The 25,502-nt window shown below is 57.3% G+C and carries 23 protein-coding genes and 4 pseudogenes; 10 read left to right on the top strand and 17 right to left on the bottom strand.

Annotated elements, in window-relative coordinates; genetic code table 11:
- Window positions 1-9: 9 nt before the first annotated feature.
- On the bottom strand, window positions 10-1,266 hold the full coding sequence (locus AB8B29_RS26820) for an efflux RND transporter periplasmic adaptor subunit (protein ID WP_439006863.1): 1,257 nt from the start codon (window positions 1,264-1,266) through the stop codon (window positions 10-12).
- Window positions 1,267-1,773: 507 nt separating this feature from the next.
- On the opposite strand from AB8B29_RS26820, the gene AB8B29_RS26815 reads away from it, so the two are divergent.
- Window positions 1,774-2,394: a GAF domain-containing protein gene (locus AB8B29_RS26815; RefSeq protein ID WP_439006862.1), complete on the top strand. Its 621-nt coding sequence runs from the start codon at window positions 1,774-1,776 to the stop codon at window positions 2,392-2,394.
- 297 nt (window positions 2,395-2,691) lie between these two features.
- On the opposite strand, the gene AB8B29_RS26810 is transcribed toward AB8B29_RS26815, so the two are convergent.
- From AB8B29_RS26810 to AB8B29_RS26790, 5 genes are all read right to left on the bottom strand, one after another.
- Complete coding sequence (locus AB8B29_RS26810) at window positions 2,692-3,483, bottom strand: SDR family NAD(P)-dependent oxidoreductase (protein ID WP_047639786.1); 792 nt, start codon at window positions 3,481-3,483, stop codon at window positions 2,692-2,694.
- A 189-nt stretch (window positions 3,484-3,672) separates the two neighbouring features.
- On the bottom strand, window positions 3,673-3,996 hold the full coding sequence (locus AB8B29_RS26805; RefSeq protein WP_439006861.1) for a hypothetical protein: 324 nt from the start codon (window positions 3,994-3,996) through the stop codon (window positions 3,673-3,675).
- 8 nt (window positions 3,997-4,004) lie between these two features.
- A complete protein-coding gene (locus tag AB8B29_RS26800; RefSeq protein WP_439006860.1) occupies window positions 4,005-5,804 on the bottom strand; it encodes a PHA/PHB synthase family protein in 1,800 nt (599 codons plus the stop codon).
- 156 nt (window positions 5,805-5,960) lie between these two features.
- A complete protein-coding gene (gene phbB, locus AB8B29_RS26795; protein WP_037191213.1) occupies window positions 5,961-6,683 on the bottom strand; it encodes an acetoacetyl-CoA reductase in 723 nt (240 codons plus the stop codon).
- Window positions 6,684-6,871: 188 nt separating this feature from the next.
- Complete coding sequence (locus tag AB8B29_RS26790; RefSeq protein WP_141694117.1) at window positions 6,872-7,303, bottom strand: hypothetical protein; 432 nt, start codon at window positions 7,301-7,303, stop codon at window positions 6,872-6,874.
- A gap of 29 nt (window positions 7,304-7,332) precedes the next feature.
- On the opposite strand from AB8B29_RS26790, the gene AB8B29_RS26785 reads away from it, so the two are divergent.
- The gene (locus AB8B29_RS26785) at window positions 7,333-7,491 is read left to right on the top strand and encodes a hypothetical protein (RefSeq protein ID WP_439006859.1); all 159 of its coding nucleotides are present in this window, start codon (window positions 7,333-7,335) and stop codon (window positions 7,489-7,491) included.
- A gap of 89 nt (window positions 7,492-7,580) precedes the next feature.
- Here AB8B29_RS26785 and AB8B29_RS26780 read toward each other — a convergent pair whose 3' ends face one another.
- The 4 genes and pseudogenes from AB8B29_RS26780 to AB8B29_RS26765 all read right to left on the bottom strand — a co-directional run bounded on the left by AB8B29_RS26780 (window position 7,581) and on the right by AB8B29_RS26765 (window position 10,673).
- Window positions 7,581-7,940 (bottom strand): hypothetical protein, encoded by a 360-nt coding sequence (locus AB8B29_RS26780; RefSeq protein WP_439006858.1) that lies wholly within the window; start codon window positions 7,938-7,940, stop codon window positions 7,581-7,583.
- Window positions 7,941-8,135: 195 nt separating this feature from the next.
- A pseudogene (locus tag AB8B29_RS26775) lies at window positions 8,136-8,287 on the bottom strand (IS6 family transposase); the annotation flags it as partial.
- A gap of 1,031 nt (window positions 8,288-9,318) precedes the next feature.
- Window positions 9,319-9,480, bottom strand: coding sequence for a hypothetical protein (locus AB8B29_RS26770; protein WP_173411603.1), 162 nt, complete (start codon window positions 9,478-9,480; stop codon window positions 9,319-9,321).
- 320 nt (window positions 9,481-9,800) lie between these two features.
- Window positions 9,801-10,673, bottom strand: coding sequence for a LysR family transcriptional regulator (locus tag AB8B29_RS26765; protein WP_047555620.1), 873 nt, complete (start codon window positions 10,671-10,673; stop codon window positions 9,801-9,803).
- Window positions 10,674-10,862: 189 nt separating this feature from the next.
- Between AB8B29_RS26765 and AB8B29_RS26760 the strand changes: the two genes are divergently transcribed.
- From AB8B29_RS26760 to AB8B29_RS26730, 7 genes and pseudogenes are all read left to right on the top strand, one after another.
- Window positions 10,863-11,825, top strand: a complete 963-nt coding sequence (locus tag AB8B29_RS26760) for a TRAP transporter substrate-binding protein (protein WP_439006926.1) — start codon at window positions 10,863-10,865, stop codon at window positions 11,823-11,825.
- A 56-nt stretch (window positions 11,826-11,881) separates the two neighbouring features.
- Window positions 11,882-12,346: a TRAP transporter small permease gene (locus tag AB8B29_RS26755; protein WP_246704816.1), complete on the top strand. Its 465-nt coding sequence runs from the start codon at window positions 11,882-11,884 to the stop codon at window positions 12,344-12,346.
- Window positions 12,343-13,629 carry a TRAP transporter large permease gene (locus AB8B29_RS26750; protein ID WP_439006857.1) on the top strand — a complete coding sequence of 429 codons (1,287 nt, stop codon included), beginning with the start codon at window positions 12,343-12,345 and terminating at the stop codon, window positions 13,627-13,629. Before AB8B29_RS26755 ends, AB8B29_RS26750 begins: the two co-directional genes overlap by 4 nt.
- A gap of 2 nt (window positions 13,630-13,631) precedes the next feature.
- Window positions 13,632-14,864, top strand: coding sequence for an aspartate aminotransferase family protein (locus tag AB8B29_RS26745; RefSeq protein ID WP_439006856.1), 1,233 nt, complete (start codon window positions 13,632-13,634; stop codon window positions 14,862-14,864).
- Window positions 14,865-14,914: 50 nt separating this feature from the next.
- On the top strand, window positions 14,915-15,367 hold the full coding sequence (gene aroQ, locus AB8B29_RS26740; RefSeq protein ID WP_037191196.1) for a type II 3-dehydroquinate dehydratase: 453 nt from the start codon (window positions 14,915-14,917) through the stop codon (window positions 15,365-15,367).
- Window positions 15,364-17,286, top strand: a complete 1,923-nt coding sequence (locus AB8B29_RS26735) for a bifunctional sugar phosphate isomerase/epimerase/4-hydroxyphenylpyruvate dioxygenase family protein (RefSeq protein WP_439006855.1) — start codon at window positions 15,364-15,366, stop codon at window positions 17,284-17,286. The genes aroQ and AB8B29_RS26735 overlap by 4 nt, the downstream gene beginning before the upstream one ends.
- Window positions 17,287-17,409: 123 nt before the next feature.
- Window positions 17,410-17,882: pseudogene (locus AB8B29_RS26730) on the top strand (GSU2403 family nucleotidyltransferase fold protein); the annotation flags it as partial.
- Between the two features lie 139 nt (window positions 17,883-18,021).
- Here the strand turns inward: AB8B29_RS26730 and AB8B29_RS26725 are convergent.
- The 5 genes and pseudogenes from AB8B29_RS26725 to AB8B29_RS26705 form a co-directional block, all read right to left on the bottom strand.
- Window positions 18,022-18,792 (bottom strand): ABC transporter permease, encoded by a 771-nt coding sequence (locus AB8B29_RS26725; protein WP_047639821.1) that lies wholly within the window; start codon window positions 18,790-18,792, stop codon window positions 18,022-18,024.
- Window positions 18,793-18,796: 4 nt separating this feature from the next.
- Window positions 18,797-19,579, bottom strand: coding sequence for an ABC transporter ATP-binding protein (locus tag AB8B29_RS26720; RefSeq protein WP_439006854.1), 783 nt, complete (start codon window positions 19,577-19,579; stop codon window positions 18,797-18,799).
- 7 nt (window positions 19,580-19,586) lie between these two features.
- Window positions 19,587-20,633 (bottom strand): ABC transporter substrate-binding protein, encoded by a 1,047-nt coding sequence (locus AB8B29_RS26715; RefSeq protein WP_439006853.1) that lies wholly within the window; start codon window positions 20,631-20,633, stop codon window positions 19,587-19,589.
- A 49-nt stretch (window positions 20,634-20,682) separates the two neighbouring features.
- Window positions 20,683-21,123, bottom strand: coding sequence for a VOC family protein (locus AB8B29_RS26710; RefSeq protein WP_037191186.1), 441 nt, complete (start codon window positions 21,121-21,123; stop codon window positions 20,683-20,685).
- A 105-nt stretch (window positions 21,124-21,228) separates the two neighbouring features.
- Window positions 21,229-22,183 (bottom strand): annotated as a pseudogene (locus tag AB8B29_RS26705) (helix-turn-helix transcriptional regulator).
- Window positions 22,184-22,450: 267 nt separating this feature from the next.
- Between AB8B29_RS26705 and AB8B29_RS26700 the strand changes: the two are divergent.
- Window positions 22,451-22,713: pseudogene (locus tag AB8B29_RS26700) on the top strand (DDE-type integrase/transposase/recombinase); the annotation flags it as partial.
- A gap of 174 nt (window positions 22,714-22,887) precedes the next feature.
- Here the strand turns inward: AB8B29_RS26700 and AB8B29_RS26695 are convergent.
- Together AB8B29_RS26695 and AB8B29_RS26690 are read right to left on the bottom strand one after the other, a co-directional pair.
- On the bottom strand, window positions 22,888-23,910 hold the full coding sequence (locus AB8B29_RS26695) for an ABC transporter permease (RefSeq protein WP_439006852.1): 1,023 nt from the start codon (window positions 23,908-23,910) through the stop codon (window positions 22,888-22,890).
- Window positions 23,894-25,429 (bottom strand): sugar ABC transporter ATP-binding protein, encoded by a 1,536-nt coding sequence (locus AB8B29_RS26690; protein WP_439006851.1) that lies wholly within the window; start codon window positions 25,427-25,429, stop codon window positions 23,894-23,896. Before AB8B29_RS26690 ends, AB8B29_RS26695 begins: the two co-directional genes overlap by 17 nt.
- Window positions 25,430-25,502: the final 73 nt, after the last annotated feature.

Below are 25,502 nucleotides of genomic sequence, written 5' to 3'. Positions count from 1 at the left end.
GAACCGCCTTTACAATCTAAGGAGGCGGGAGAGAGCCGACGAATTCGATGATGTACTTTGTCCGACGATGACCTTGTCACCGACGGACAGGTCGCCCGCCTCGATCGCGGTGAAGGACTGGTCGCTTATACCTGTTCTTACGGGCACCAGGGTCAGCACACCGCTGCGCTGCACCCATACATGTGCCGCCTTCATATCTGCGGGGTAGGGTGTTGTGGACGGAATCGAGCCCTCTCTTGGCTGGAACCGCAGAGCCTGGTTGGGAACGCGAAGGACGCTCGTCTGATGATCGGTAACAATGCTCAGCGACGCGGTCATACCCGGTTTCAGGGCAAGATCCGCGTTGTCGACGCCGACGACCGCATCGAAAGTGACGATATTTTGAACGGTTTGCGGCGATTGCCGAACTTGTTTGACTTTACCTTCAAAGGCTCGCGCCGGAAAGGCATCGACACTGAAAGTAACCGGCTCGCCCTCTCGGATAGCCCCGATATCGCTTTCGCTGATGTTGGTATCCACCTGCATTCTGGTTAGATCGGTGGCGATGAGGAAAAGTGTGGGGGTCTGGAAGCTCGCGGCCACAGTCTGGCCCTGGCTCACATTGCGGGAAACTACGACGCCATTAACGGGTGAGCGTATGTTCGTATAGTCGAGATTGATCTGCGCGGCGGCAAGCTCGGCTTTGCGCTGCTCGATTACCGCCTGGTCAAGGGCCACCTGCGCTTCGGCCTGCTCGGCAAGGTTTTTGGCGATATCGACGGTGTCCTGAGAGACTGCTTGAGGCTCTATGAGACGGCGGCTCCTTTCATAGTTCAATTGCGCATAATCCAAATTGGCCTTATCTTTGCTCATCTGAGCATTGGCGACCGATAGATTTGCAGAGTCCTGATTGACGGTGGTCTGGTAGGGGCGTGGGTCGATAGTCGCACACACCTGTCCCGCCTTGACCACGGTATTGTAGTCGCAGCGGATCTCCGTGATCGGGCCGGATACATAGCTGCCGACGATGATGGTGAGTTCCGGATTGACTGTTCCGGTTGCTGTCACCTGCCGTACCACGTCACCTTTAGTCACGAGGGCGATCTCGAAGGACGGCGTTATAGGTTTTCCAATGCGCTGCCAGACAACGATGAACGCAAACGCCGACACGACCGTCATGCTTGCCAGCAACCAAGGCCAAAGCACCCGGCGTTTCCGCGCCTTCGGCGTTGTCGCCGGCGCGGAAACCTCACGCAGTAGCGGTCGCGCTTCGATTGAGCCATCCATGCACCATACTCCTTCTGTGCTCCAACTCTGCCATCGCGAGACAGTCTGGACATTGATCTGGCGCAAAGGTCATAGAGTGGACGTGGCGGCTATCGCCTCCAAAACGTCGTGAGATCGATCTCATCTCCAAGAGCGATGCATCTACTGCACGCCGGCTGGGTATCCCCGGTTACGAAGGCTGTGCCAGAATGGCTGTGCTCCGCTGCGCCGCAGTAACTCCGCGCAGGCGGGCCACGATTATGTGGCGTGAGAGCCTCCGGTCGGCCAATCTGGAAGCGATGGCGTATCCGATATCGATTGATACGGCCATCCAGCCATCGATCGATCATTATGACGATATCCAGACGCATAAGCGCTAGATTTTGGTATTTACATTCCTCTTGCTGAAACAAGCAAAAGTAGAAATCCCTCCAATGATTCCGAAATCAAAAGCTGTTCTCAGCTGTACATGCGAAGATTTGGAGGTTAAGCTAATTTAGCCTTCTGCAAAGACTATGTGAGGGGCGGATGCGACGCTTCATCGTTCGGCAGAATATCGAGCGCTTCGAGCGCCTGCTTAGCGAAGGCTTGGACGATCATGAGCGCTCGATGTTTGAGCAACTGCTCGCTCAAGCGCGCAATGAATTATACTGGCTGGAGAATATTTGGTCACAAACCTGTCCGCATCTCGGTATTTCGGATTCCGCCGGGGCTAACGCCGAAAGATGTCTCGATCGCGTTGTCATGGCCCGGGGCGCCAACTTTGGAAGTTTGCAGCTGTTGGATATCGACACGGCTCATCTCTGCCTTATTGCCCACCACAATTTTGATCGCTCTTCCGTCGAACAGTTTGCAAGGGTGCGGAACGGAGAGGCGACGACCTGCGATGCCGCTCGCATTTTACAAGCATCCGTCTTCGTTGAAGATATCGAGAGTGCCGATGGGTTTGCTTCTTTGAGAGGCTGGACTCGCAGGATCGGTATTCGAGCGATCCAGACAACGCCGATATTCGGCCATTCCGGAAAGTTCATTGGCGCGTTTTCCACGCACTATGCGAGTCCACGTTCCTTTTCGAGCGAGGAAAGGGAAATGAATTCTGTCAGTTCTGAACAGTTTAGACGCTTGTTCGCTGACATGGGACGAACATAGGTTGCGAACCGGCATTAGTTTCCGATGCCGATGAGAGCGACAAATAGTTGTTGGCTGACGTGGCCAAAATGGCTGTTTTTGGAGATCCGTTCTGGTGGTGCGACTTCTATTTTCTGAAGGATTCCTAGAAATTGAACGCACTCAGCGCTGCTCATCCGCAGTTTGTTCTTCTGAGGCAACGGAGTGATCGCCGGTTCAAATCCCAACAAGAGCCTCACCTGCGTTTATAGTCACGCAGGCATGGCGCGGATAGAGTCAAGGCTTCGGATGCAAGGACGGCGTTCTCTCCCGTGACAATCAGAACGCGCTCTTCACAACGCCGCCATCGACCCGCAGTGCCGCGCCATTGGTGGCCGAGGATAGCGGGCTTGCCACATAGGCAACCATGGTTGCGATTTCCTCAGGCGTCGTGAAGCGTTTGATCAGTGAAGTTGGTCGGATTTTCTCGAAGAACTCGGTCTCGAATTGCGCGAAAGTCTTCCCTTCGGATCCGGGCAACGCGGCGACAAAATCGATGACGCCGCGCGACTTCGTTGGACCTGGCAACACGCTGTTGACCGTGATCGCGGTGCCAGCAACGGATTCGGCGATACCGCGCGCCGCTGCGATCTGGGCCGCCTTGGTCACGCCGTAGTGCACCATCTCGGCAGGAATATGTACGCCGCTTTCGCTCGATATAAAGATGATGCGGCCCCAGTTACGCTGGCGCATCGCGGGCAGATAAAGACGGGCGAGACGAACACCTGAAAGCACGTTGACATCGAAGAAATGCCGCCAGTCAGCATCCGGGATTTCTTCGAACGGCTTGGGTTCGAAGATGCCGAGATTGTTGATCAGGATCTCGACATTTGGAAAGCGTTTCGTAATCGCATCGGCGGCTGCTTCAGTTCCGAGATCGCCGGCAAATCCGTCAACGCGACCGCTTCCAATCGCGACAAGTTCGGCGACCGTGCGATCGACGGCATCTTGGGTTCGTCCATTAACGATGACATGGGCGCCCTCGCGAACAAGAGTTGCCGCGATTGCATGACCGATGCCGGCGGTGCTGCCGGTAACGAGAGCCAGTTTACCGTTGAGTTCGAGGTTCATGAGAATTCTCCGATGAAAGACACAACAGATCGATTGAGCATGAAAAGCGCGTTAACCGAGAGGCGGCGGCGTCGCATTGAGCTTTGCCACCCTACGGCAGATCCGGTTGGTAGACCAGTTTGCCTTCCTTGATAACGATGGTCGATCCACAGGGCTCGCGAGACGCGACTGCCAGCGCATCATCGGAGTTCATTGCTGTGTAGACGACCTTTCATCCGCGCATCGACCTCCTTGCGCTGCAAATTCGACTGCTCGCGCGGCAGCGGCATGGCTGTGTGCCGTCGTCTCGATCTCGACCCCGTCGAGCGATATGCCGGCGTTGGTCGCCGCGGCGCGAATCTTCGCCTCTGGTCCTATCAGCAGCGGGGAGATCAGGCCCTCGTCGCGCGCCTCCACCGCCGCCAGGATCGCCTCCGGGCTACAGGGGTGCACGCCGGCCGTCCGCAGCGCAGGCGCGGCTCGGGCCCTGGCGATGAAGTGTTCGTAACGGTTATGTGGGAGGAAATCGGTCATGGGCCGGATCATCGCTGCATCACGTAGCTACCAGGCGCATCGCAAAGCGGAGGGTAGCCCTTGATCGGAGCGCCCATGGTGGGCGGCGCGACGGGTTCGCTATTTGTCTGCGCCGACAGCCACGCCTCCCAGGCAGGCCACCAAGATCCGTCGCGAACCGGCGCTACCGAGTACCATTCATCCGCGCTAAGGCAGGGGTCGTCTGGCTTTTTCTCCAGCATTCGGAAATACCGACCGCGATGGCCTGGCTCGCTGACAATACCCGCGTTGTGACCACCGCTGGTCAAAACGAAGGTTACGTCGGTATCGGTGAGATAGTGGATCTTATGGACCGAGCGCCAAGGGGCGACATGGTCACGTTCCGTGCCCACGGCGAGGATTGGAACACGAATGTTCTGGATGACGGCAGGTTGGCCATCAACCATATAGCGGCCGGAAGCAAGGTCGTTATGAAGAAAAAGGTTGCGCAGATAGTCGGACTGCATTTGGTAGGGCATGCGGGTGGCGTCGGCATTCCACGCCATCAGATCGTTCAGCGGCTCGCGTTCACCCATCAGATATTCGTGGATCATGCGGGACCAGATCAGGTCGTTGGACCGGAGCATCTGGAAAGCGCTAGACATTTGCGAGGCCTCGAGTGTGCCATGCTGCCACATCATGGCCTCTATAAAGGCGATTTGACTGTCGTCGATGAAAAGTTGCAATTCACCCGGCTCGGTGAAGTCGGTCTGTGCGGCAAAGAGCGTCACCGAGGCAAGACGATGGTCGCCGTCCTGCGCCATGGCGGCTGCCGCTAAGGTCAGTATCGTTCCGCCCAAACAGTAGCCGGCTGCATGAATCTTACGATCCGGGACGATAGCCGCGACTGCGTCGAGTGCCGCCATCACCCCGAACCTGCGATAATCATCGAGCGAGAGATCGCGATCTTCCGCGGTCACATTGCGCCAGGAAATGCAAAAAACGGTGTGGCCGCGTTCCACGAGGAAGCGGATCAGGGAGTTGGCCGGCGAAAGATCAAGGATGTAATATTTCATGATCCAGGCCGGCACGATGAGTACCGGCTCGGCTTGAACGGCGTTTGTCGCTGGTGCATATTGTATTAATTCGATCAGATGGTTGCGGAAGACGATTTTTCCAGGTGTCACCGCGACGTTCCGCCCGACCACGAAATCTTCCGTCCCGACTGGAGGCTGTCCCATCAGGAGGCGGTGACAATCCTCGGCCAAGTTTCGGGCGCCAAACAATAGATTTAGACCGCCGGTCTCCATTGTGCGCTGGATCGTTTCGGGATTGGCCCATAGCATATTGGCCGGCGATGCCATGTCGAGCCATTGCCGTATCGCAAACGACACGACGTCCTCATGATGCTGGGAGACGCCCGTGACATCGTGCGTGGCGTTGTGCCACCATTGCTGGGTCAAAAGGAACGCCTGCGCCCAGAAGCGATGGGGCCAACGCTGCCAGGCTTCATCCTGAAAACGCTCGTCGCCCGGGAGTGGCTCGATGCACCAGGGTGTGTCGGGATCTAGGATGGACTGTAGCATGTGAGTGAGGAGACGCATCGACTTCTGGTCCGCCTTTACGGCGAGTTCCGTTCGCTTACCCGGCGCCGCGGCGAGATGCGCCCCCCAATCGGCGAAGGCGAGCCAGAAAGCGGTCGGTGAAAACCCAAATGTCGCGCGGGCGATCGACGCACTTGTCATAAGATCGATTGCGCGGAAGCTTTCACCCAGGAACGGATTGCTCATGTCGGGTTCCGACGGCGCGAGGAGCTGAGCTTCCGTGGCTTTCATTGGGAGTGTGTCCATAGCAACATTTCCTTGAGCGGCGAATGAACCATCTTCCTTCGTTCTCACGCGGTTTCGTCGCAAAGTGTGGGGCAGCTTTCCGAATCTGAGTCTGTTACCTCCCGGAAAGGGGCGAGTAATCGGGCAATCCTGGGAGATGAGATTTCCCGCGTTACGCTACGACATATATCTACCGCCGTTGATCGACAGTGTTTCGCCGGTAATGAAGCCGGCCTTGTCCGAGACGAGAAAAATGGCGCCGCGCGCGATTTCCTCGGGTAGAGCCAGCCGTCTGGCTGGAACCGCATCGACGATCATCTTCAGGATATCGGGTCGCACGGTCGCGACCATGTCGGTCTTCGTGTAGCCCGGTGCAATCGCGTTGACCGTGATACCGCGCGGGGCACTCTCAAGCGCCAGTGCTTTGGTGAAGCCGATCATTCCTGCTTTGGCCGCTGCGTAATTGGTCTGCCCCGCCTGGCCCATGAGGCCGTTGACCGAACTGATGTTCACAATACGTCCAAAATTTCGCTCGCGCATGCTCTCGATCACGGCTCGGCACATGTTGAAGCATCCACCCAGATCGATATCGATGACAGAACGCCATTGCTCCTTAGTCATCTTGTGCAGCATGGAATCTCGCGTAATTCCCGCATTGTTGACGAGTATTTCGACCGGACCCAGCTTGGCAGCAACCTCAGCAACGCCGTGTGCGCAGGCATCGAAATCGGCGACATCCCAGGCGAATGTCGGAATTCCGTTTGACCGACCGAAGGCCTCGGCCCCTGCTTCATTGCCGAGATAGTTGACACAAACCCGATAGCCTGCCGCCTTCAGCGCCAGGCTTGTGGCGGCACCTATTCCTGTGACACCGCCCGTGACAAGTGCGATACGATTCATCGATGCCTCTAATCTTGTTGATCCAGCCGAGCCGCAAATATCAAGCGCTCACGTCGCCTTTGCTTGTTTGTTCTGGACCAGCATCAATCCGGCTGCGGGTCAGACACCATTGGAATCCGACCACGAGCACCGGTTTCGTCCAGCTTCCTTGCGTGCGTGGCGCGAGAAAATGCAATCCAGGAAGTTGTTTATTTCAGCGTTACAACAATGCCGCTTGCTGCAAGGTTGAGCTTCAGGCCCGACGTTTTTGAATGAAAATGGACGATGACCCCGTTTTGGTTTTCGAGCACCGCCACCGAGCCACCGCCGGCGATCGTCGCGCCGGCGCCAGCGGCGAAATAAGTGCCCGCGGCGTCGGCGGGATTCTTCAGATTGTAGACTGTTCCGGCGCCATCAATGCGATCAATGCCGATGTCAACAACACTCAGTCCCGAAACGGTGAAGGGATAGGGCTTGCCTTTGAACAACAGAGTTCCGTTGCCCCAGGTATATCCAACGCCAGCGGCGACACTGCCACCAGAGAATGCAATCGTAGCCGATGGGGCTTCTTGAGCGAAGCTGACAGCCGGTGACGCCAGAAGTGCGATGGTCATCAGACAAGTAGTTGACAAGCGTGACATGCGAACGTTCCTTCTTTGAGATAGAAATTTTGGAAATCAAGAAAACCGGCGTGGGCGCAAAACCGGCCTCGAAAAGCGCGACAATCTCGGAGCCATCGGTGGATGCTGAGTTGAGCGTGCTGCCCGCCAATTTCGTGATCGACCAAACCTCGGGTACTTTCCATTGGCATCCCGCTGCTATTTTCTAGCCATCAGCGGGCAAGAAGATTGCGGAATCATCGATGGTTAAGGAGGCGAGGGCACTCCCTGGCGCGTGACCGCGCTCACGGTTGCAGTGTTAAGCGTTTTTGGCCTCTTCTCGCACGATGCCGGCGGTATCGGACGCAAATCGCGCGTTGATCGCCAGGGTTTTGCTGATTTCTTTCGCATAGTCCGAAACCGCATCGCGCCAATAGTCGCCGATGACATCCAGGGTATCATTGGTTTTTTCCGCAGCTATGACGTCATCCATCAGCTTGATGTCGCGCTGAAAACGGTGCTGAAGGAATGATAGGCCTTCGACCTGATAGCGAAGCAATGCTTTCGCTATCGTTGTCGGTATCTTCAATGCGGACCCAGTCGGGTTGTTGCCATCGCTCAAGGCCAGGAATGACGCCATCGGAAGCTCGAAAGCAGACTTTAGAACTTGTTTCTGCATGACACGTTTTCTCCATTGAATACGCAGAAGCCTACCGCGCCGAGAAGGAAGCCACTTTGATCGAAGTCAAGAACCGATCTTCAGTTTCATCGGAAGCCGGAACCACGGTCGCACGATATCGGACAGCGGATTTCCGGCAGCTCACGTCGGTGGAAAGTTGTCTCTCGCGGAGATGAGCGTAATAGCCATGGATCGGCGGACGATCCAGCGATGAACCGTGGAGTGGTCGACGTGAATCCGCGCTCGGCCATCATCTCTTCCAGATCACGCAGGCTGAGATTGTAAGCCAGACACCAACGTGCGCACAGCAGGATTACAGATCGGTCGAAGTGACGGCTATTGAACATCAACGAGCTCCCTGAAATGGAAGAGCCTATGCTCCAGCCAACGTTACCGTGTGGTTTGCGACAGAGCAGACGCAGGTGCCCCAGGTTCCGGCGGGTGAAACTTTGCGCAAGCGTACCGGTTCGAAAGAATGTGATCTTCCGGCTTTCGCTCATCTGCGTTAAACACGCGCCGCAGCTCTAATATCTCCCGGAGCAGCACCAATTTAGCCTCACTCCGGTGGGGCTTTTCTTTGACTTCAATCGTGGCGGTCGTTTCGCGAATGGCGTCCTTGCGCGACATCTTGCAATGTCAGCGCCTTCGTCCTCTGGTCTGGTGAAAATCGCTTGGGGCTGCATGATGGAAACGTCCCGAGTCGAATCGATGACTTCGGTCGTCCCCGTCCTGTACAGCAATGCATGTTCAACCCCCGAGGTTGGCAATTTTGCAACACCGACTATGTCCGCTAAATTTCGAAGTTCTTATAGATGGACAACGGGAGAGGTTAGCGCTGATATGAAGTCGCAGGGTCCGGTCTTGGTTCGAAAGCAATGCGATGGGATTTTTAAGCTGGTGGCACATGGAAATGATCAGATTGCGCAGCTGGCTCGATACTCGCGCCGTTGCTGGATCATACGAGCCGTGGGCCTGCGATGCGATTGATCGCTTCGAGCGTGAGATCGAGGCTTTCTGTCGACGATCGGGATTTTTCGTCGTGATGTGAGGGTCGAAACTTGTGCAGGCAGCAAATGTTTCAACCCAGACAATAAGTCGGTTGGAACGAGGAGACCAATTACGAAATGGCACTCTGGACGGCATAAGGCAGGTGCATCGAAGATGCTGGTATAGAATTCATTCTGGAAGACGCCGATGGCTATGGAATCCGGATCAAGAAGCCGCAATTGCCGCCATCGTAGGCTCGACTGCAAACAAGCTCGCGCGGCATGGGGACATATGTAGCGAACATCGTTGTCGTATGGCGGACCGCTTTAAAGCAGAGGACGGGGCAAACTAGATCTCTTTTGATTGGGGAACAAAGACGTAAAAGCGGTGGTCAGGCCCGGTCTTGCTCGAATGCGTCGGCATCGAGCGCCTCGATCCGTTCGACATCGACGTCGTCCAATGCAGTGAACTCCTTCGTGCGTGCCGTCTGCGACAGCCGGCCGTCGATCCGTTCGAGGAATTTGTGCAGCAGTTCGACTTGAGCTGTTGGCATGTCGACGATCATTGCCAGGGCGCTGAAAAATGTCGCAATCAGGCTGGGCGAGCTATTTGGCCCATTGGATAATCTCCAGTGTCGCGACGACCTTCCTTAGACAACCATCGTCTTCGACCCTGCGGACCACACCATGCGATTGGCCAATTACGGCAATTGTACTTGTAATGCATTGCGCTAGCATAGACGACCACCTTTCGTCTGTGCCCACCGTTAACGTTCATTCCTATCGAACGACGCGCTTTCCGGCGAAAAATCCGAAATGACGCTCTTAATGGAAGCAGGACCGCCGACCGCGCCGTCACTTCGGGGCTGCCAGCCTAAGATGCCTGGAGCCGTTCAGCAGTGAGTTGAAATTCCGACCTTAGGAATGATGCAAGCTGGCGAACAGGAAGACGCGGTTGCATCGGCAGAATCATGGCAAGGCGCAGCAGAGGGAGTGTGGGCAGGCCGTCTCCTTCGCCGAGGCGGCGCCAATCGACCGGAACCGCGCTTTCCGGCAGCACTGTCAGAACATCTCCCGAAGCAACTGCCAAGCGAATGCCTGCGATGTCCGACGAGGAGTAAACGATACGCCAGTTTCGGGCCTGCTGGTCCAATGCCGCAAGTATCTGGGGTCGCGCGCGGCAGCCATCGGGAAAAAGTGCAAGGTGAAGATTGGTGGCCGTCTCCGGCGACCGGTTTGGGCCGCAACACCAGACCTGGCGCTCCTCGCGAATGATCTCCCCCTTGGGCTCGGAAACGCTCTGCGTCACGATCGCGACATCTAGGTCGCGCGATTCTACCATCTGTTCCAGCCGATGCGAAAAATCGTGCCGAAGATCGAGGCTGACATTCGGATGGCGAGGCACGAAACGATCCAAAAGGGCGGTGCCGAAAAGGGTGAGGTAGTCGTCCGGCATGCCGAGCCGAACCCGGCTTTCGTTTCGTCCTTCGAGAAGCATCGCAAGCGCCTCGTCCTCGATCGCGCGGATCCTGCGCGCATAGCCTAAGAGCCGCTGTCCCGTCGGGGTTAGTGAAACACGTCGATGCGCGCGCTCAAAGAGGCGCAGATCGAGCCGCTCCTCCCACTTCGCGACGGCCATGCTGACGGCAGCCTGCGTGCGGCCAAGCCTCTCGGCTGCGGCTGTGAAGCTCCCGGTTTCCGCTACGGCAAGAAACGCAGCCAAGGCATCGCTATCGAGGTTTCTCATGATCTATCGCACCAGTTTGATAGCGTTTCTATACGCCTGATGCAGCCTTTGTGAAAGATCAGTGACGCTTATGGATCAATAAGAAATCTCTGCTTTCGCCTCCGGCTGGCGCGATTATGGTTTCATCCCGTGCTTACCAATCCTAAGAAAAAGGGGAACAACGTGAAACACAAATTCCATGCCACGCTCATCTCGGCACTCCTGTCTGGCGCTGTACTTTCATGCGCCTTTGCCTTTCCGGCCGCAGCGGAAACTACATTGCGGCTCGCGCATGCATCGTCGCCGGACAGCCTGATCAACAAGGCGGTTGAAAAATTTGCGGCGGAGGTGAAGGAGGAGAGCAAGGGATCAGTCGTGATCCAGATCTTCCCGAACGGCCAGCTTGGCGACGAAGGCCCGATCGCGGACGGCGTCGGCGCCGGCGCGATCGACATCGGCCTGGGTGGATCGATCGACGCGATCGATCCGCGTCTCAACGTGCTCTCGCTGCCGTTCCTCTTCAAGGACGCCGCGAATGTGCACAAGTTCCTGGATAGCGAACAGGGGCAGGCAGTGCAGCATTTCGGTGAAAAACGCGGCTATCTCATGCTCGGCGCACTGGATTCAGGCTTCCGCCAGTTTGCCACCAGCAAAGCCATCGAAAAGCCCGCAGACCTCTCGGGCGTCAAGATCCGCACTCCGCCGAACCCGGTCATTCTCGCAACCATGAAGCAGTTCGGCGCGCTTGCCGAGTCCATCCCCTTCGGCCAGGTCTACACCGCCCTGCAGTCGCACGTCGTTGCTGCGGTGGAGCCAGAGATGCGCGATTATTACGATTCCAAGTGGTATGAAGTCGCAAAGCATCTGACCATATCCAACTATATCTGGACCGCGAATTGGTGGTTCATGAACAAGGACCGGTTTGACGCTCTGACATCTGAGGAGCAGGTGGCCTTAAGAAAGTCGGCGACGGACACAGTTGCCTGGTATCGCAGCGAACTCGACAAAGCTTACGCCGACACCCAGGCATCTCTCGAATCCAAAGGCGTGACGGTAACGAAGGTCGACACAGCTCCATTCGCCGAGATGGTCAAGCCGGTTTATGCCCAGTTCGCTAAAGAATGGGGCGCCGATCTCGTTTCCGCGGTCGAAAAGTCCGCGGCCTCGAACTGAGGTCTAAGCCAATGGAACGAGTTCACAATTCTGCCTCGCCGCTGCGGCGGGGTCCGTTGACGCGCGCACTGGAGCTTCTGGGCGTTATCGCGTTCGTCGTGATGTTCTTTTCGACCTTGCTGGGCGTGATTGCGCGTTTCTTCGAATTCGGCGGCGTCGAGTGGTCGTTCGAGGTGGCAGGCATCGCCTTCATCTGGATCACCTTCATCGGACTGCTCAATGCAGAACTGCGGGGAGAAAACGTCGCATTTGAAGCGCTCAATCAGTCGGCGCCTCCCGCTTTGAAGCGGGTATTCGACCTGATCTCGATCCTTGCCCTTGTGACCATGGGCGGTGCATTCCTGATCAGTGGCTGGGCCGTCTGGCAGCGTTCCGCGATGGTTCCAACTGCCGTTCTGCGCATGCCGACGGGTGTCATCACAGCAACGGTGCTGATCCTCGGCCTCGGTGCGCTGGTGATTGGCATTAGACGCCTGCTTGTCCTCACTGGTTTCAAGCAACGGCAGGAGGAGCCGGTATGACCGTCGCTGTTCTCATCATCAGCTTTTCCTTTTTGCTCCTGATCGGCGTTCCGATCGCCTGGTGCATGGGCATCGCAAGTCTCATCACAATCTATGTCGGCGGTCTGCATCTTCCGACTGCATGGTTCGCACAGCAGACGCTGCGCGGCGCTGACGCGATCACGCTTGCCGCAATCCCGCTCTTCCTCTTTGCCGGTGAGTTGATGAACCGTGGAGGGTTGACGACACGCATCATGAGGGTCGCCGAGCATATTTTCGGCCGCATCACCGGAGGCCTCGGTCTCGTCAATGTCGCAACCGCTCTCGTCTATGGCGGCATCAGCGGTTCGGCGACGGCCGACACCGGCGCGGTAGGATCGATCATGATCCCCGCGATGGCGCAGCGTGGCTACCCTAAGGCCTTTGCGGCTGCAGTGACGGCCGCCTCCGGTACCCTCGGCATCATCGGCCCGCAGAGTGTTATTCTGATCCTTTACGGAGTCCTGACCAACACCTCGATCGGGGGTCTGCTGGTGGCGGCTCTCATTCCCGGCGCTTTCATCGCCGCAACTTTCATGATCACGTCCTACATTGTGGCGCGACGCCACAATTTTCCGAGAAACGAGGCCCCTGCGATCTGGGGCGAGATCGGGCGTGACGTTATTGGCGCCCTGCCGGCACTTCTGATGCCGGTGCTCGTGCTCGGTTCGATCATCGGCGGCATTGCTACCGCGACGGAAGCCTCTGCATTGGCAGTGGTCTATTCCTTCCTGGTCGGTATCCTCGTCTATCGCGAGCTACCGCTTCGTTCTCTCTATGCTGCGGCATCCGCGGCAGTCGCAACAACCGGCGTCATTATGATGATCATGGCGTTGGCAACCCCATTCGGTTGGATTTTGACCGTTGAACAGGTTCCGGCCAACGCGGCGGCCTGGATCACAGGGCTCCATACGGGACCGATTGTAACGATCATTCTCGTTCTGGTCCTCCTAAAGGTCGTTGGCTTCTGGCTCGACCTCGGGCCGGCCCTGATCATTCTCGCGCCGATCCTGGTTCCGATTGCGCTTGCCGCTGGCATGACGCCCTACCAGACGGGGATCGTCTTCACCATGACGCTCGGCATTGGCCTTTTCACGCCGCCGATCGGCACAAACATCTTCGTGGTCTGCAACGTGGCCAAGCTCGACATGTGGTCGGTTTCTGTTTGGCTCGTCCCCTATTGGATCGCAAGCATCGTCTGCGTGGCGGGTCTCGTCGCGTTCCCGTCATTGACAGAATGGCTCCCGAAGCTTTTTGGAGTTTAAAAATGCAACATCTCGTCTGTGGGATATCCAGCGCGGGTCGGGTCGTGCCCGATGTGGATGGAGAGCCGTTTCTGGTCGAAAAAGCTCAGGGTCCCTACGTCTGGGACCAGAAGGGCCGAAGGTACGCAGATACGGCTCTCGGTTTCGGCGCGACGTTCTTAGGTCATACTGATCCGGACGTGACCGAGGCCGTGCGGGTTGCCATGGAACGTGGCTCGATGCCGGCCTACGCTCACGCTCTCGAGGAAGAAGCCGCCTCTAGTCTTGCCGCTCATACGAAAGACCTCAGTAAGGTGATCTTTCTAAATTCCGGCAGCGAAGCGGTTCATCTCGCCTGTCGTACCGCCCGTGCAGTCACGGGGCGGCGCAAGATCGTCAAGATGGCGGCTGGATACGACGGCTGGTTCGACGATGTCGCGTTCGGCAACGCCGGATCACAAGAAGCTCTGATGGGATCCAACGTTCGACCGAGCAACGGAGACACACTTCTGCTCCGCTTCAACGACGTTGCGGATGCGGAGCTTCTCTTTTCTGAATGCAACGACGTTGCAGCCATTGTCCTGGAGCCCATGATGGCGAATGCCGGGTGCGTCGTGGCCAAGCCCGGCTACCTCGAACACGTCGTATCGCTTGCGCGCAAGCGCGGTGCGTTGGTCATCATGGACGAAGTGCTCATGGGCTTCCGTCTCCATCCGGGCTTAGCCTCGCACCATCTTGGCATTTCTCCTGATCTTGCAACTGTCGGCAAAGCGATCGGTAACGGCTACGCAGTCGCAGCCTTGGTTGGCCATCCGGACATCATGTCCGCCTTCGAGGACAAGCGCGTCGCGCGCGCCGGGACCTACAGCGGCAATCCGGTAGCCTGCGCTGCCGTAAACGCATCGATGAAGGTCGTCGATACGATCGATTACGCTGCCTTGCGTCAGGCCGGCGACGCCTTGCGAGAGACCATCCGCGTGTCGTTTGAAGAAAACGGCGCAGATGTTGTTACCAGCGGATACGGCACTGTCTTCACCCTCTGGAGCTCGCGCAGCGCCCCAATCGACTATCGGGAGGCGGTCCAGAAGGCCGACCCGTCGTTTTCCGCCAACATGCATATCGCACTTCGCCGCGCCGGGGTGATGTCGATGTTCGGCACTTATGGCAGGCACTACATCTCTGCACGAAATAGCGCACCTGTCATGCAGCAACTGGCGGAAGGTTTCGCCTCCGCCGCCCAGCAACTTGCAGTCTGAAGTTGTCGGCCGGAGCAGTTCCGGCCGTCTTTTGCTTTAAGGGAGAGAGAATGCCTGTGATCTATGTCCTCAACGGACCAAACCTCAACCTTCTCGGAAAGAGGCAGCCACACATCTATGGCGGCAAGACCCTGGCCGACGTCGAAACCGAAGTTCGCGGCCTTGCAAGCGAGCTCGGATTCGATATTCGCTTTCATCAGAGCAACCGGGAATATGAGATAATCGACTGGATCCACGAGGCCCGGGAGGACGGGGCCGCGGTCGTGATCAATCCGGCCGCATTCACGCATACTTCGGTCGCAATTCTCGACGCCCTTAACGCCTTTGAGGGGCCAGTCATCGAGATACATATTTCGAATGTGCACCAACGCGAGAGCTTCCGACATCATTCGTTCGTGTCGCTGCGCGCCGACGGCATCATCGTCGGAATGGGGACCGATGGCTACCTGCTGGCTCTGCGCGGCGCGATTTCAAGACTGAATGCGCAGCGTAGCAAGAAATGAAGACGTCGATCGCAACAGTCTCGATCAGCGGCGAGTTTCCGGAGAAGCTCGCGGCGATCGCCAAGGCGGGCTTCACGGGCGTCGAAATCTTTGAGAACGATTTTCTAACCTATGACGCATCGCCGCGTCAGGTCGCTGCCCTGGTCCGTGATCATGGGCTTGAGGTCACACTGTTCCAGCCGTTTCGTGACTTCGAAGGCATGCCTGAGCCGATGCGCGCACGCGGCTTCGAGCGCGCCAAGCGGAAATTCGACATCATGGGCGAACTTGGCACCGATCTGATGCTGATCTGCTCGAACGTGTCTCCGTTCGCGGTCGGCGGAATTGACCGTGCTGCTTCGGATTTTCAGCAGTTGGGAGAACTCGCTGCGGCACACGCGGTCAGGGTTGGCTTTGAGGCGCTCGCCTGGGGACGGCATGTCAGCGACCATCGCGACGCTTGGGAAATTGTTCGACGGGCGGATCATGTAAACGTCGGCTTGATCCTCGACAGCTTTCATACGCTTGCCCGCAAGATTGACCCCAACACGATTAGATCGATACCAGGCGACAAGATCTTCATCGTCCAGCTTGCCGACGCGCCGTTGATCGATATGGATCTTTTGTACTGGAGCCGTCACTTCAGAAACATGCCAGGCGAAGGCGATCTCCCTGTTGTCGACTTCATGCGCGCCGTGGCGGCAACCGGATACGACGGTCCGTTGTCTCTGGAAATCTTCAACGATCAATTTCGAGGCGGCTCTCCGCGAGCGATCGCAGAGGACGGGCATCGTTCGCTGATCTATCTGATGGATTGCGTTGCGAGGCTAGAACCAGATCTGAGCACTGACGTCCCCGCTATGCCCAATCGGGTTCGTGCCGCAGGCGTCGAGTTTCTTGAATTTACGACGGACGAAGAGCAGAAACTTGAGCTCGAAGCACTGCTGTCGACGCTTGGATTTGCAAAAACCGGAAAGCACATCAATCGCTCGGTCGACCTTTTTACACAGGGCGATATCCGGATCGTAGTCAATACGGACACGAGAGGAGATACTTTCGCAAGTTCGTCATACGCGGTGCATGGTACCAATGCCTATGCGTATGGAATGAAAGTCGATGATGCGCGAGTGGCCGGCGACCGCGCCCGAAGCCTGGGCGCCGCTACGTTCTCAGAACCGCGATTTGGGGGAGAAGTCGCAGTGCCGGCGATCCAAGGGGTTGGCAATAGTGTGATTTATTTCCTGGATGATTCCGACGATCTGAAAACCATCTGGGATCGGGAGTTTGTTCGGGTACCCGTTGCTGATCCGGCAGACGATGCCCGCCTCACGCGGGTCGATCATATTGCCCAGACCACTCACTATGACGAGATGCTGACGTGGCTCTTGTTCTATACGTCGATCTTCGAGACCAGACGAGCGCCGATGATCGACGTGATCGATCCAGGCGGCCTTGTCAGGAGCCAGGCAATCGAGAGCCTGACCCAGCCGGGCTTCCGACTGACTATGAACGGTGTCGACAATCGCAAGACGTTCGCCGGCAAGTTCCTGGCCGAAGGCTTCGGAACGAGCATTCAGCACATTGCATTTGCGACTCAGGATATATTCGCAACGGCAGCTGCATTGCAGGCGCGCGGATTTCAGCCGCTGCCGATCTCTCGCAATTATTACGACGACCTCGAAGCACGTTTCGGGTTGTCGCCAGAGTTCTCCGACAGGCTTCGAGCGCACAGCATCCTCTATGACCGTGACGAGGCCGGCGAGTACTTTCAAATTTACAGCCGTACTTTGGGCCAGGGCTTCTTCTTTGAGATCGTTGAGAGAAGGGTCGGATACGCCGGCTACGGCGCTATGAACGCGCCGTTTCGCATTGCGGCACAACGCCGTCTATCTCGACCGGATGGTGTGCCAAAGGTGGGAGTGGGAAAAATGCGCGGGTAAGAGTCTTCCGGTACCCACATGCGACGACCGGATGCTGCCGGCCTGGCGATGGACAGCTGATTTGCGCAGCCCGGATCGAACTCAGGGATGCGTTACGTGACAGCAAGCCAGATGGAAATTAACCCGGTGGGTCGGTTCACCCCGGCGAACATCAAAGGGCGCAAATATTGGTACTTCGACATCCCGGACGGACACGGCGATACGAAACGTCGTTACGTCGGTCCTGCCGAAGATCCGGTTATCGCGCAGCGTAGCTGATCATAAGCGGGACAAGGATGACCTACGCGCTCGCAGGCGCTTGCCGATGGCGGTCTCTTTCGACTCTGGGGTGTTCTCATCGGGACGGTGGCCTTTCAGTGCTATTCGGGACTACTTGGCGTCCGCCTTCCCATGGCGCGGATCCACTACGCTTTCTCGACTTCCTCATAAGGGAGCCCGTCAGGACAATGCTGCTCCACCGAGGCGGTGTCCCAGTCGTCGTCCCTGACCCATCCCGGTATGCGGTCCGCAAGCTCATCGTCGCCAGCCGCCGAAACACTGACGGGCAGGGGCCAGCGAAGCGAGAGAAGGACGTTCGTCAAGCCGCGCTGCTCTTTGGGAACGGTCTATACCTCATAAGCTCAACGATCGTCCGACGCTGCGGACTTGCGCAACCTGCTACGCAAAGTTTGGGACTGATTGAGCGACGATGGTCGCCAAAGGCGTGAACGGCTGTCGCCACATTCAGCAACCGGTTCAACCACTCTGTCCCTGTCGTCGATGGAAAATTCGCTCGATCTGGGCGACAGCTGTGAAGAATACGATACCCGATAACGACGCAAGGAGCACCGCAGCGAAGAGCCTCTCCGCCTGATAGTTGAATGTCGACTGGATGATGACGGCGCCAAGCCCTTCGTTCGAGCCGATCCATTCCCCGACGATCGCGCCAATGACGCATGTCGTCGCGGAGATGCGCAGCGAAGCAAAGAGGAGAGGGGTTGCGCGGGGCGCACGCAGGCGCCAGAACGTCTCCCAATCACTGGCCGAAAGCACATGCATCAGCTCGAGTTCGTTGGCAGTTGCCAAATTGAGGCCCCGCGTTGTGTTTACCAATGTGGGGAAGAAGCAGAGCAGAGCCGCGATAATAACCTTGGGGAGAATTCCGAGACCGAAGACGAGGATGATGATCGGCGCAAGCGCAAGCACCGGGATCGTGTTGAACAACAACACGACCGGGAAATACGCCGTCCGAAGGCGAGGATTGTAAACGAAAACAATGGCCAAAAGCACAGCGAGGATATTGCCGAGCAGGAAGCCAAGCAGCGCTTCGTACCAAGTCGGAACTGCGTTCAACAACAGAAAACGCCATTCCGTTGCGAAGGTACGCACTACCGCAGCCGGCGTCGGCAGGATGTAGGCCGGAACACCAAGCGCTGGGATTAGCCATTGCCAAGCAGCCAATAGCGAACCGGCACCGATAGCAGGAAGGCCGGTCATTTCGACGATAGAGAGACGGTGCTTTATCATCCGGTCAAGCTCCTCCATCCCGCAACAACTGGCGCAGATGGGTTGCCGTTTCCTGAACCTCGGGGCTTTCACGGCGACAGAACCCATTATCGTCCTTCATCGGCAGCAGATCGATCAATGCCTGGACGCGTCCGGGATTGGCAGCAAGCACGAGCACCCGCCCGCCAAGATAGATGGCTTCGGTAATGCTGTGTGTCACGAAGAGGATGGTTGTTCCGGTGCGGTGCCAGATCGCCAGCAACTCATCGTTCAGGCGGTCGCGCGTGATCTCGTCGAGTGCGCCAAAGGGTTCATCCATAAGCAGGATGTCCGGCTCGCACTGCAGCGCCCGCGCGATGGCAACCCGCTGGCGCTGGCCTCCGGAGAGCTGATGCGGATAACGGCTGCCAAGATCCGAGAGGCCGACGAGGTCGAGCCAGTGGCTTGGCTTCGAATCCACCGATCGTGAAATGCTTTTCTTTCCGACCTGAAGCGGCAGTTCGACGTTTTGTCTGACCGTGCGCCAAGGTAGCAGGGTCGCTTCCTGGAAAACGAAGGCGACTTCCCTGCGCCGGCGCGCATCCGATGCCGTCTTGCCAAGCACGGTCAGCTGACCGCCAACAGGTGGGAGCAGGTCCGCCACTGCACGCAGGAAGGTCGACTTGCCGCAACCGGATGGGCCGAGAATTGTCAGGAATTCGCCCTTGCGGACAACCAGGTCGACGCCGGAGAGAACGCGGACTGTCTCGGTCGATCCTGCATATCCCAGATGCAATCCCTCCGCTTCGATAGCTATCGTGTCCCCCAACCTGTCCTCACGCAATCTTCGGACGGTCCGCAGCCGTCATCTCGAGAATCTTGGTTGAATAACAGTCCTCCAGCTTCGGAGCGCCAGACTTGAATTGACCGATTTTGTCATAGACGGTGATCTGTTCGGCAATTGCTGCCGGATCGAAGTCACCCCAGCCATCCCTGCCGGTCGCCGCGTCGAAGCTGAGCGACAGTATGCGCGACACCGTCTTCAGTTCGACGGCGAGATCGAGCTGCGGATAGGCCTCCACCGCGAGCTTGACTGCCTCGTCGGGATGTTGATGCGTCCATGCCCAACCCCTGGCAATCGCTCGTAGCACTTTTGCCAACGTATCGGCATGGTTTTCCAGGGCGTCGTCGGTCGCAAAATATACGTTGGCGTAGGAGGGCAATCCCGTATCTTTCATCATGAGATCGATCCTATCTGGTCCGATCACCGAAAGAGCCTGCGTGTTGGTGATCCAGCCGGTTACGGCATCGACCTGACCGGTGGTCAGAGGCGTTATATCGAAGCCAATGTTCGTAATGGTCAGGCTCGCAGGGTCGATGTTGTTCTTGAGAAGAATGGCATCCAGAACGTAGCGCGCCGTTGGCTGAATGCCGATACGCTTGCCCACAAGGTCTTGGACTGTACGGATGGGGGACTTGGGAAGGGAGTAGAAGGCAAAAGGCGCCATACGGAAGCCGCAGGCGAAAATCTTGATCGGAACGCCAGATGCACGGGCGAGCAGGAGCTGAGCCGAGTCCGAGAACTGGCCGAGCTGCGCCTGGCCAGTCACAACCGGCGGTACTGTCGCCGAATTGGGGCCGCCGGGAGAAAATTCAACTTCCAGGTCTTCCGCTTGGAACAGTCCCTGCTTGACGGCGACGATGTCGCCGATTTGTCCGTTGCTCATTAGCCAATCATATTTGATGACGACCTTGGCCGGATCTGCCTTTGAAATACGTGGGGTGAAGATGCTAATGCCTGCTGTTGCTGCAGCAAGGGCAAAAGCGCCTCCCTTCAGGACCGAGCGTCTGTCCAGGATCGTTCGCTTTCCATGTTCTGTCATGGCTTTGCCTTTCTCCTCTTATGTTCGGATGGTTTGACGGCATGGCATGTCAGTCGCTCTGGTCGATGTCTCCGACCGGGCCGCCATCGGCCCATGCGTAGATTTCCCAGAGATTGTCGTCCAGGTCAGCAAAATAACAGCAGCGTGCGTTCCAGTTGTAGTTCTGCGGCGGTGCCTGGAAGATCACGCCGGCGGCCTTGAGCTCCGCGTAGGCGGCGTCGACCTTTTCCGGGGAGGGGACTTCAATAGCTGCACAAGCCTTGTGCACACCGGGCGGTGCTTTGCGACCGGAGATGCCTGTATTCTCGGCAATATGGCCGATCTCCCAAAGCGCCAGCGTGATGCCCGCTCCTTTGAAATCGGCGAAGCCCGGAGCGCGACGACGCGGTTTGAAACCGAGGCGATCGACGTAGAAGGCAGAGGCTCTTTCGACATCCTCGACCAGAAAGCAGATGTCCGTAATCGGATTGATTTGCGCAAAAGCAGCCATATGAACTCTCCTGATGCGAAGAGTGTCGCAGGCCGCCGCCGCCAGGGATTTCAAATTCTTGCGATGCTCTTACGCAAAACTGCTAAGTTTGTTTCGCTCATTGGATCAAGGGCGGACCGAGCGCCGATATTCTTTTGGTGTCATTCCCATCAAGCGGCGGAAAACGCTGGAAAAATGTGCTTGGCTGGAAAAGCCGGTCGCGTAGGCTATTCCGGAAAGCGTTTCCTTTCCATCGGCGAGATAGAGCCGGGCCCGCTCGATTCTGCGCTCAAGGATGAAACGATGGGGGGCCATACTGGCAGCCTTCTTGAACTCCCTGCTGAAGTGGAAGGGGCTCATATTTGCCACACCGGCGAGTTCTTCGACGCTGAGATCGGCTCGTCCCAGCAGGCTCTCGATGTAATCGATCACGTGTCTGAGATTTTGCGAGGTCATTGGACGATCGCTCGGCGGAGACGCCGCCCCCAAAAGCTTCACGACGCAGCAGGCGAGCGCCATGCCGAGATGTTCTATCAGCAACGGATCGCTGCGGTCTCTCTGCTCGATGGCGAGGGCGAGGGATAGCGCGACCTGCAATGTCGTTGGGTCCGTCGTCGCGCTAAGTGCGTCGCCGTCCATATGCTCGGGATCGAAATCTCCGTTGACGAGACTGCTATAGAGCTTCGGCGATTGAAAGATGGAAATATAGTCGGCTTCGTCGCCGTCAACTTCAAGAGAAATGGTTGCGGGCTGAAAGCCCAAGGTAAAAGGTGCCCTAGTGACCTTGTGGAAGCTTCCTGTGCCAAGGCGATAGGCATATCTCCCGTGGGCTGTGCGGTTGATGGAGATGCGATGGAGCGAACCTCTTGAAATCATCTGACCCGCTGAGCTGCGATAGGTCTCGACGATCATGTCGTGCTGAATGAACGCCCGATAGTTCTCAAGCGACGGCCGGCTTATCGAAAATATCTGCGGATGGATGTCGAGCATTCTGTGTTCTCCATCGAGGAGAGAAGCAAATTTCGCGCCAAACTTCCAGCTCGGCTATGTCAGGCTGATTGGACAGTACTACCGGCGCGATCTGGTTTGCCCAGCCCAGCGAGTGTTGGCGCAGAATTCAACGTTGGAATATCGGAGCGATGCGTAGGCTTATTTTCGATGTCACTGCAGCGCATACAAGTTAGTGAGACTAACTCTTGGCGGAGCGAAGGTTGGCGGGAGTTTGATAAATCGTTGGGCATCGTAACGTTAACCTGTCGGCGATTGGCCCGTGCGATTTTGTGGCATGCACCGACGCTCTCGTGATCTCCTTTATCGCCGCCACCGTTTCCCAGCTGAAGTGATTGGCCACGCCGTCTGGCTGACTGTCGATCAGGGTGGTTTCGTTCTCCACATGTCGGTGCAAAGCCGCCGCAATACCAAGGCCGCCAAGCGTCTGATGCGAAAGCTTATCAAGGGCAGGGCCACTCGCCGCGTGTGATGATTACCGATAAGCTGCCATGCTACGGTGCGGCAAAGCGCGACATTACGCCCGGCGTCGAGCATCGCTCGTACAAAGAACTAAATAACCGTGCGGCGAATTCCCATCAACCCACACGACGGCGCGCGCGGCCGGCAAGAGGTCTCACCCGAGGTCCGTCAACTTTACGATGCCGGGCCGAATGTTCAAATCCGCTTAAGGTACAAATCGGCTCAGAAGATTCGCCCCGTTACTATCCGCGACAGCCATAGAGCCAGCCAGTAGTTCGGCAATGGCTTGATATGGCGTTGACGCGACGTCGCCAATCACCGCGTCTCGAGCATCCGCATTAAGCGGCCTCGATAGCTGTCGAGGATAACGGCCAGCACGATGACGGCGCCAATGACGATCGGCTTGATGTTGTCGTCAGCGCCCAACAGCTGCAAGCCCGTCGACAGCACCTGCAGGATACAGGCTCCCACCAGCGTTCCGACAATCGAGCCCTTGCCGCCCGAAAGGCTGGTGCCGCCGATAATGACCGCCGCGATGGCATTAAGCTCATAGCCAACGCCTGCAACCGGGCTGCCGACATTGAGCCGAAGCAGATAAACCATGGCTGCGATACCCGCCGTCAGCCCGGAAATCGTGAAGACCGCGATTTTGATCTTTTTTGGCTCATGCCCCGACAGCCGGACCGCCTCCTCATTGGTGCCGACCGCGAAAACAAATCGGCCGAACACCGTGTAGCGCAGGACAAACCAGCCGATGAGGACAACGACGATCGCAATCAGGAAGATCGATGGGAGTATGTCCCAGAAGATAAGGTTGCCGAAATCGACGAAAGGCTGCGGCAGGCCAGTGATGGTGGAGTTATCGCTGACGACGCGCGCCAGGCCGCTTGCAACATTTAGCATGCCGAGCGTGACGATGAAGGAGGGAAGCTTCCATTTCTCGCATACCCACCCGTTGACCGCTCCAAGGACGGCACCTGTGCCCATCGAAGCCAGCGACGCCAGCACGATCGCCTGCCAGGGGGAAAATCTGGGGTCGACCATGATCGTCGCACCGATGACGGTGCAAAGGGCAAGCAGCGAGCCGACCGAGAGATCGATGCCTCCAACGAGAATGACGAAGGTCATGCCGGAGGCAAGCACCGTGTTGATGGCGATCTGCACGAAGATCTTCAGAAAGTTCTCCGGCGTTGCGAAATATGGCGCCGTCACCGAGAAGAATATCAGGATCAGAACGAGAGCGATGGCAACGCCCGCTTCCTTCATCGAAATCCGGATGAGCTTGTCCCAGACGGTGCTCCCTTTCGCCTCGGCCTTGTTTTCAATGTTGCCGGACACGACTGTACTCCTTGTAGGCGAGTGAGAGGATCCTGCTCTCTTCGAATTGGTCCCGGGCGATCTCGCCGGCTATCTTGCCGTCCGAGAAAACGATGATGCGATGACAAATGCTGATGAGCTCGGGAAGGTCGGAGGAAACGACCAAGACCCCCTTTCCTTCAGCGGCAAATTTCCACAGAAGATCGTAGATCTCAGCCTTTGCGCCCACGTCGATCCCCCGGGTCGGCTCATCGAAGATCAGCACCTTTGGGCCGCGGAACAGCCATTTGGCAATAACCACCTTTTGCTGATTGCCGCCGGAAAACGTCCGGACTACCTGATGAACGGACGGCGTTTTTATATGCAGTTCCCGCACGAGGCGTTGCGAATGCTCGTCCTCGATCGTTCGACTGATCAAGCCTCTGCGAGAGACTTTGCCAATATCCGTGATGGTGGTGTTTTCGGCACAGCTCATGTCGAGCATCAAGCCCTGCATCTTGCGGTCTTCGGTTGCCAGGCACAGCCCTGCCGCAACCGCATCCTTAGGCGAATTGATTTGGACCGGCTCGCCATCTATGCGAATTTCCCCGGCCGCTTTCACATCTGCTCCGAATATGGCGCGAACTGCCTCCGTTCGACCACTGCCCACCAGCCCCGCAATGCCGACGATTTCACCCTTGGCGACGGAAAATGACAGTTTCGGGCCGTTTCGTGTCACCTTCAAGCCGGAGACACCGAGCGCTTCGCCCGATACGACGCTGTCGCCGCGAAAAGCACTATGATGCGAGAGCGTTCGTCCGACCATAAGTTCAACGATCTGCGGAATGGCTAGTCCTGCGAGCGACCGTGTAATCACATGCTGGCCGTCGCGCAGGATAGTGACATCGTCACCCACCTCGAAGATCTCCTCAAGCCTATGGGAGATGTAAAGCGTCGTGACGCCCCGCGCTTTCAACCGCTTCAGAATTTCGAACAGGCGATCGACCTCCTTGGAGGTCAAGGTCGCCGTCGGTTCGTCAAGAACCAGAAGCTTGCTTTCGTAGCAGAGCGCCTTGGCTATCTCGAGCAACTGCAACTGCGCGATGCTCAGGCGACTGGCAGGCGTCGTCGGGGCTACGTCGAGACCGACTTCTGCCAGGAGTTCCGCCGCCCTGGTGTTCATTTGCGTGTAGTTCACCAGGCCGTATCGGCGGGGTAGATGTTCAAAGAGCAGGTTTTCGGCAACGCTAAGATTGGAAAGAGGATGCAGTTCCTGGTGAATGACGCGGATGCCTGCCTTGAATGCCTCCAACGGAGAGGCTGGATCATAGCGCTCGCCGTCAAATAGGATTTGACCGTCATCAGGCCTGAAGACACCGCCGAGCAGGTTGATAAGGGTGGACTTGCCCGCGCCGTTTTCACCCAGAAGAACATGTCCCTTGCCGCGACCGATGCGTATCGAAACATCCCTGAGCGCCACGACGCCCGGGAATCGCTTGCCTATCCCCTCCAGCTTCAAGATGTAGTCATCTGCCGCGTCTGACACGTCCACCTCATGCATGGTCTATTGAAATAAGAAATGGCCGCCCGCCCGTTACTACGCCAAGGTGGCTCGAAAACCAGCTTTACCGGGC

This window comes from Rhizobium sp. 11_C7_N12_5 (assembly GCF_051811145.1).
Lineage (GTDB): Bacteria > Pseudomonadota > Alphaproteobacteria > Rhizobiales > Rhizobiaceae > Rhizobium > Rhizobium lusitanum.
Note: the sequence above shows the minus strand (reverse complement) of the source record. Positions and strands in the feature narration are given on the sequence as shown.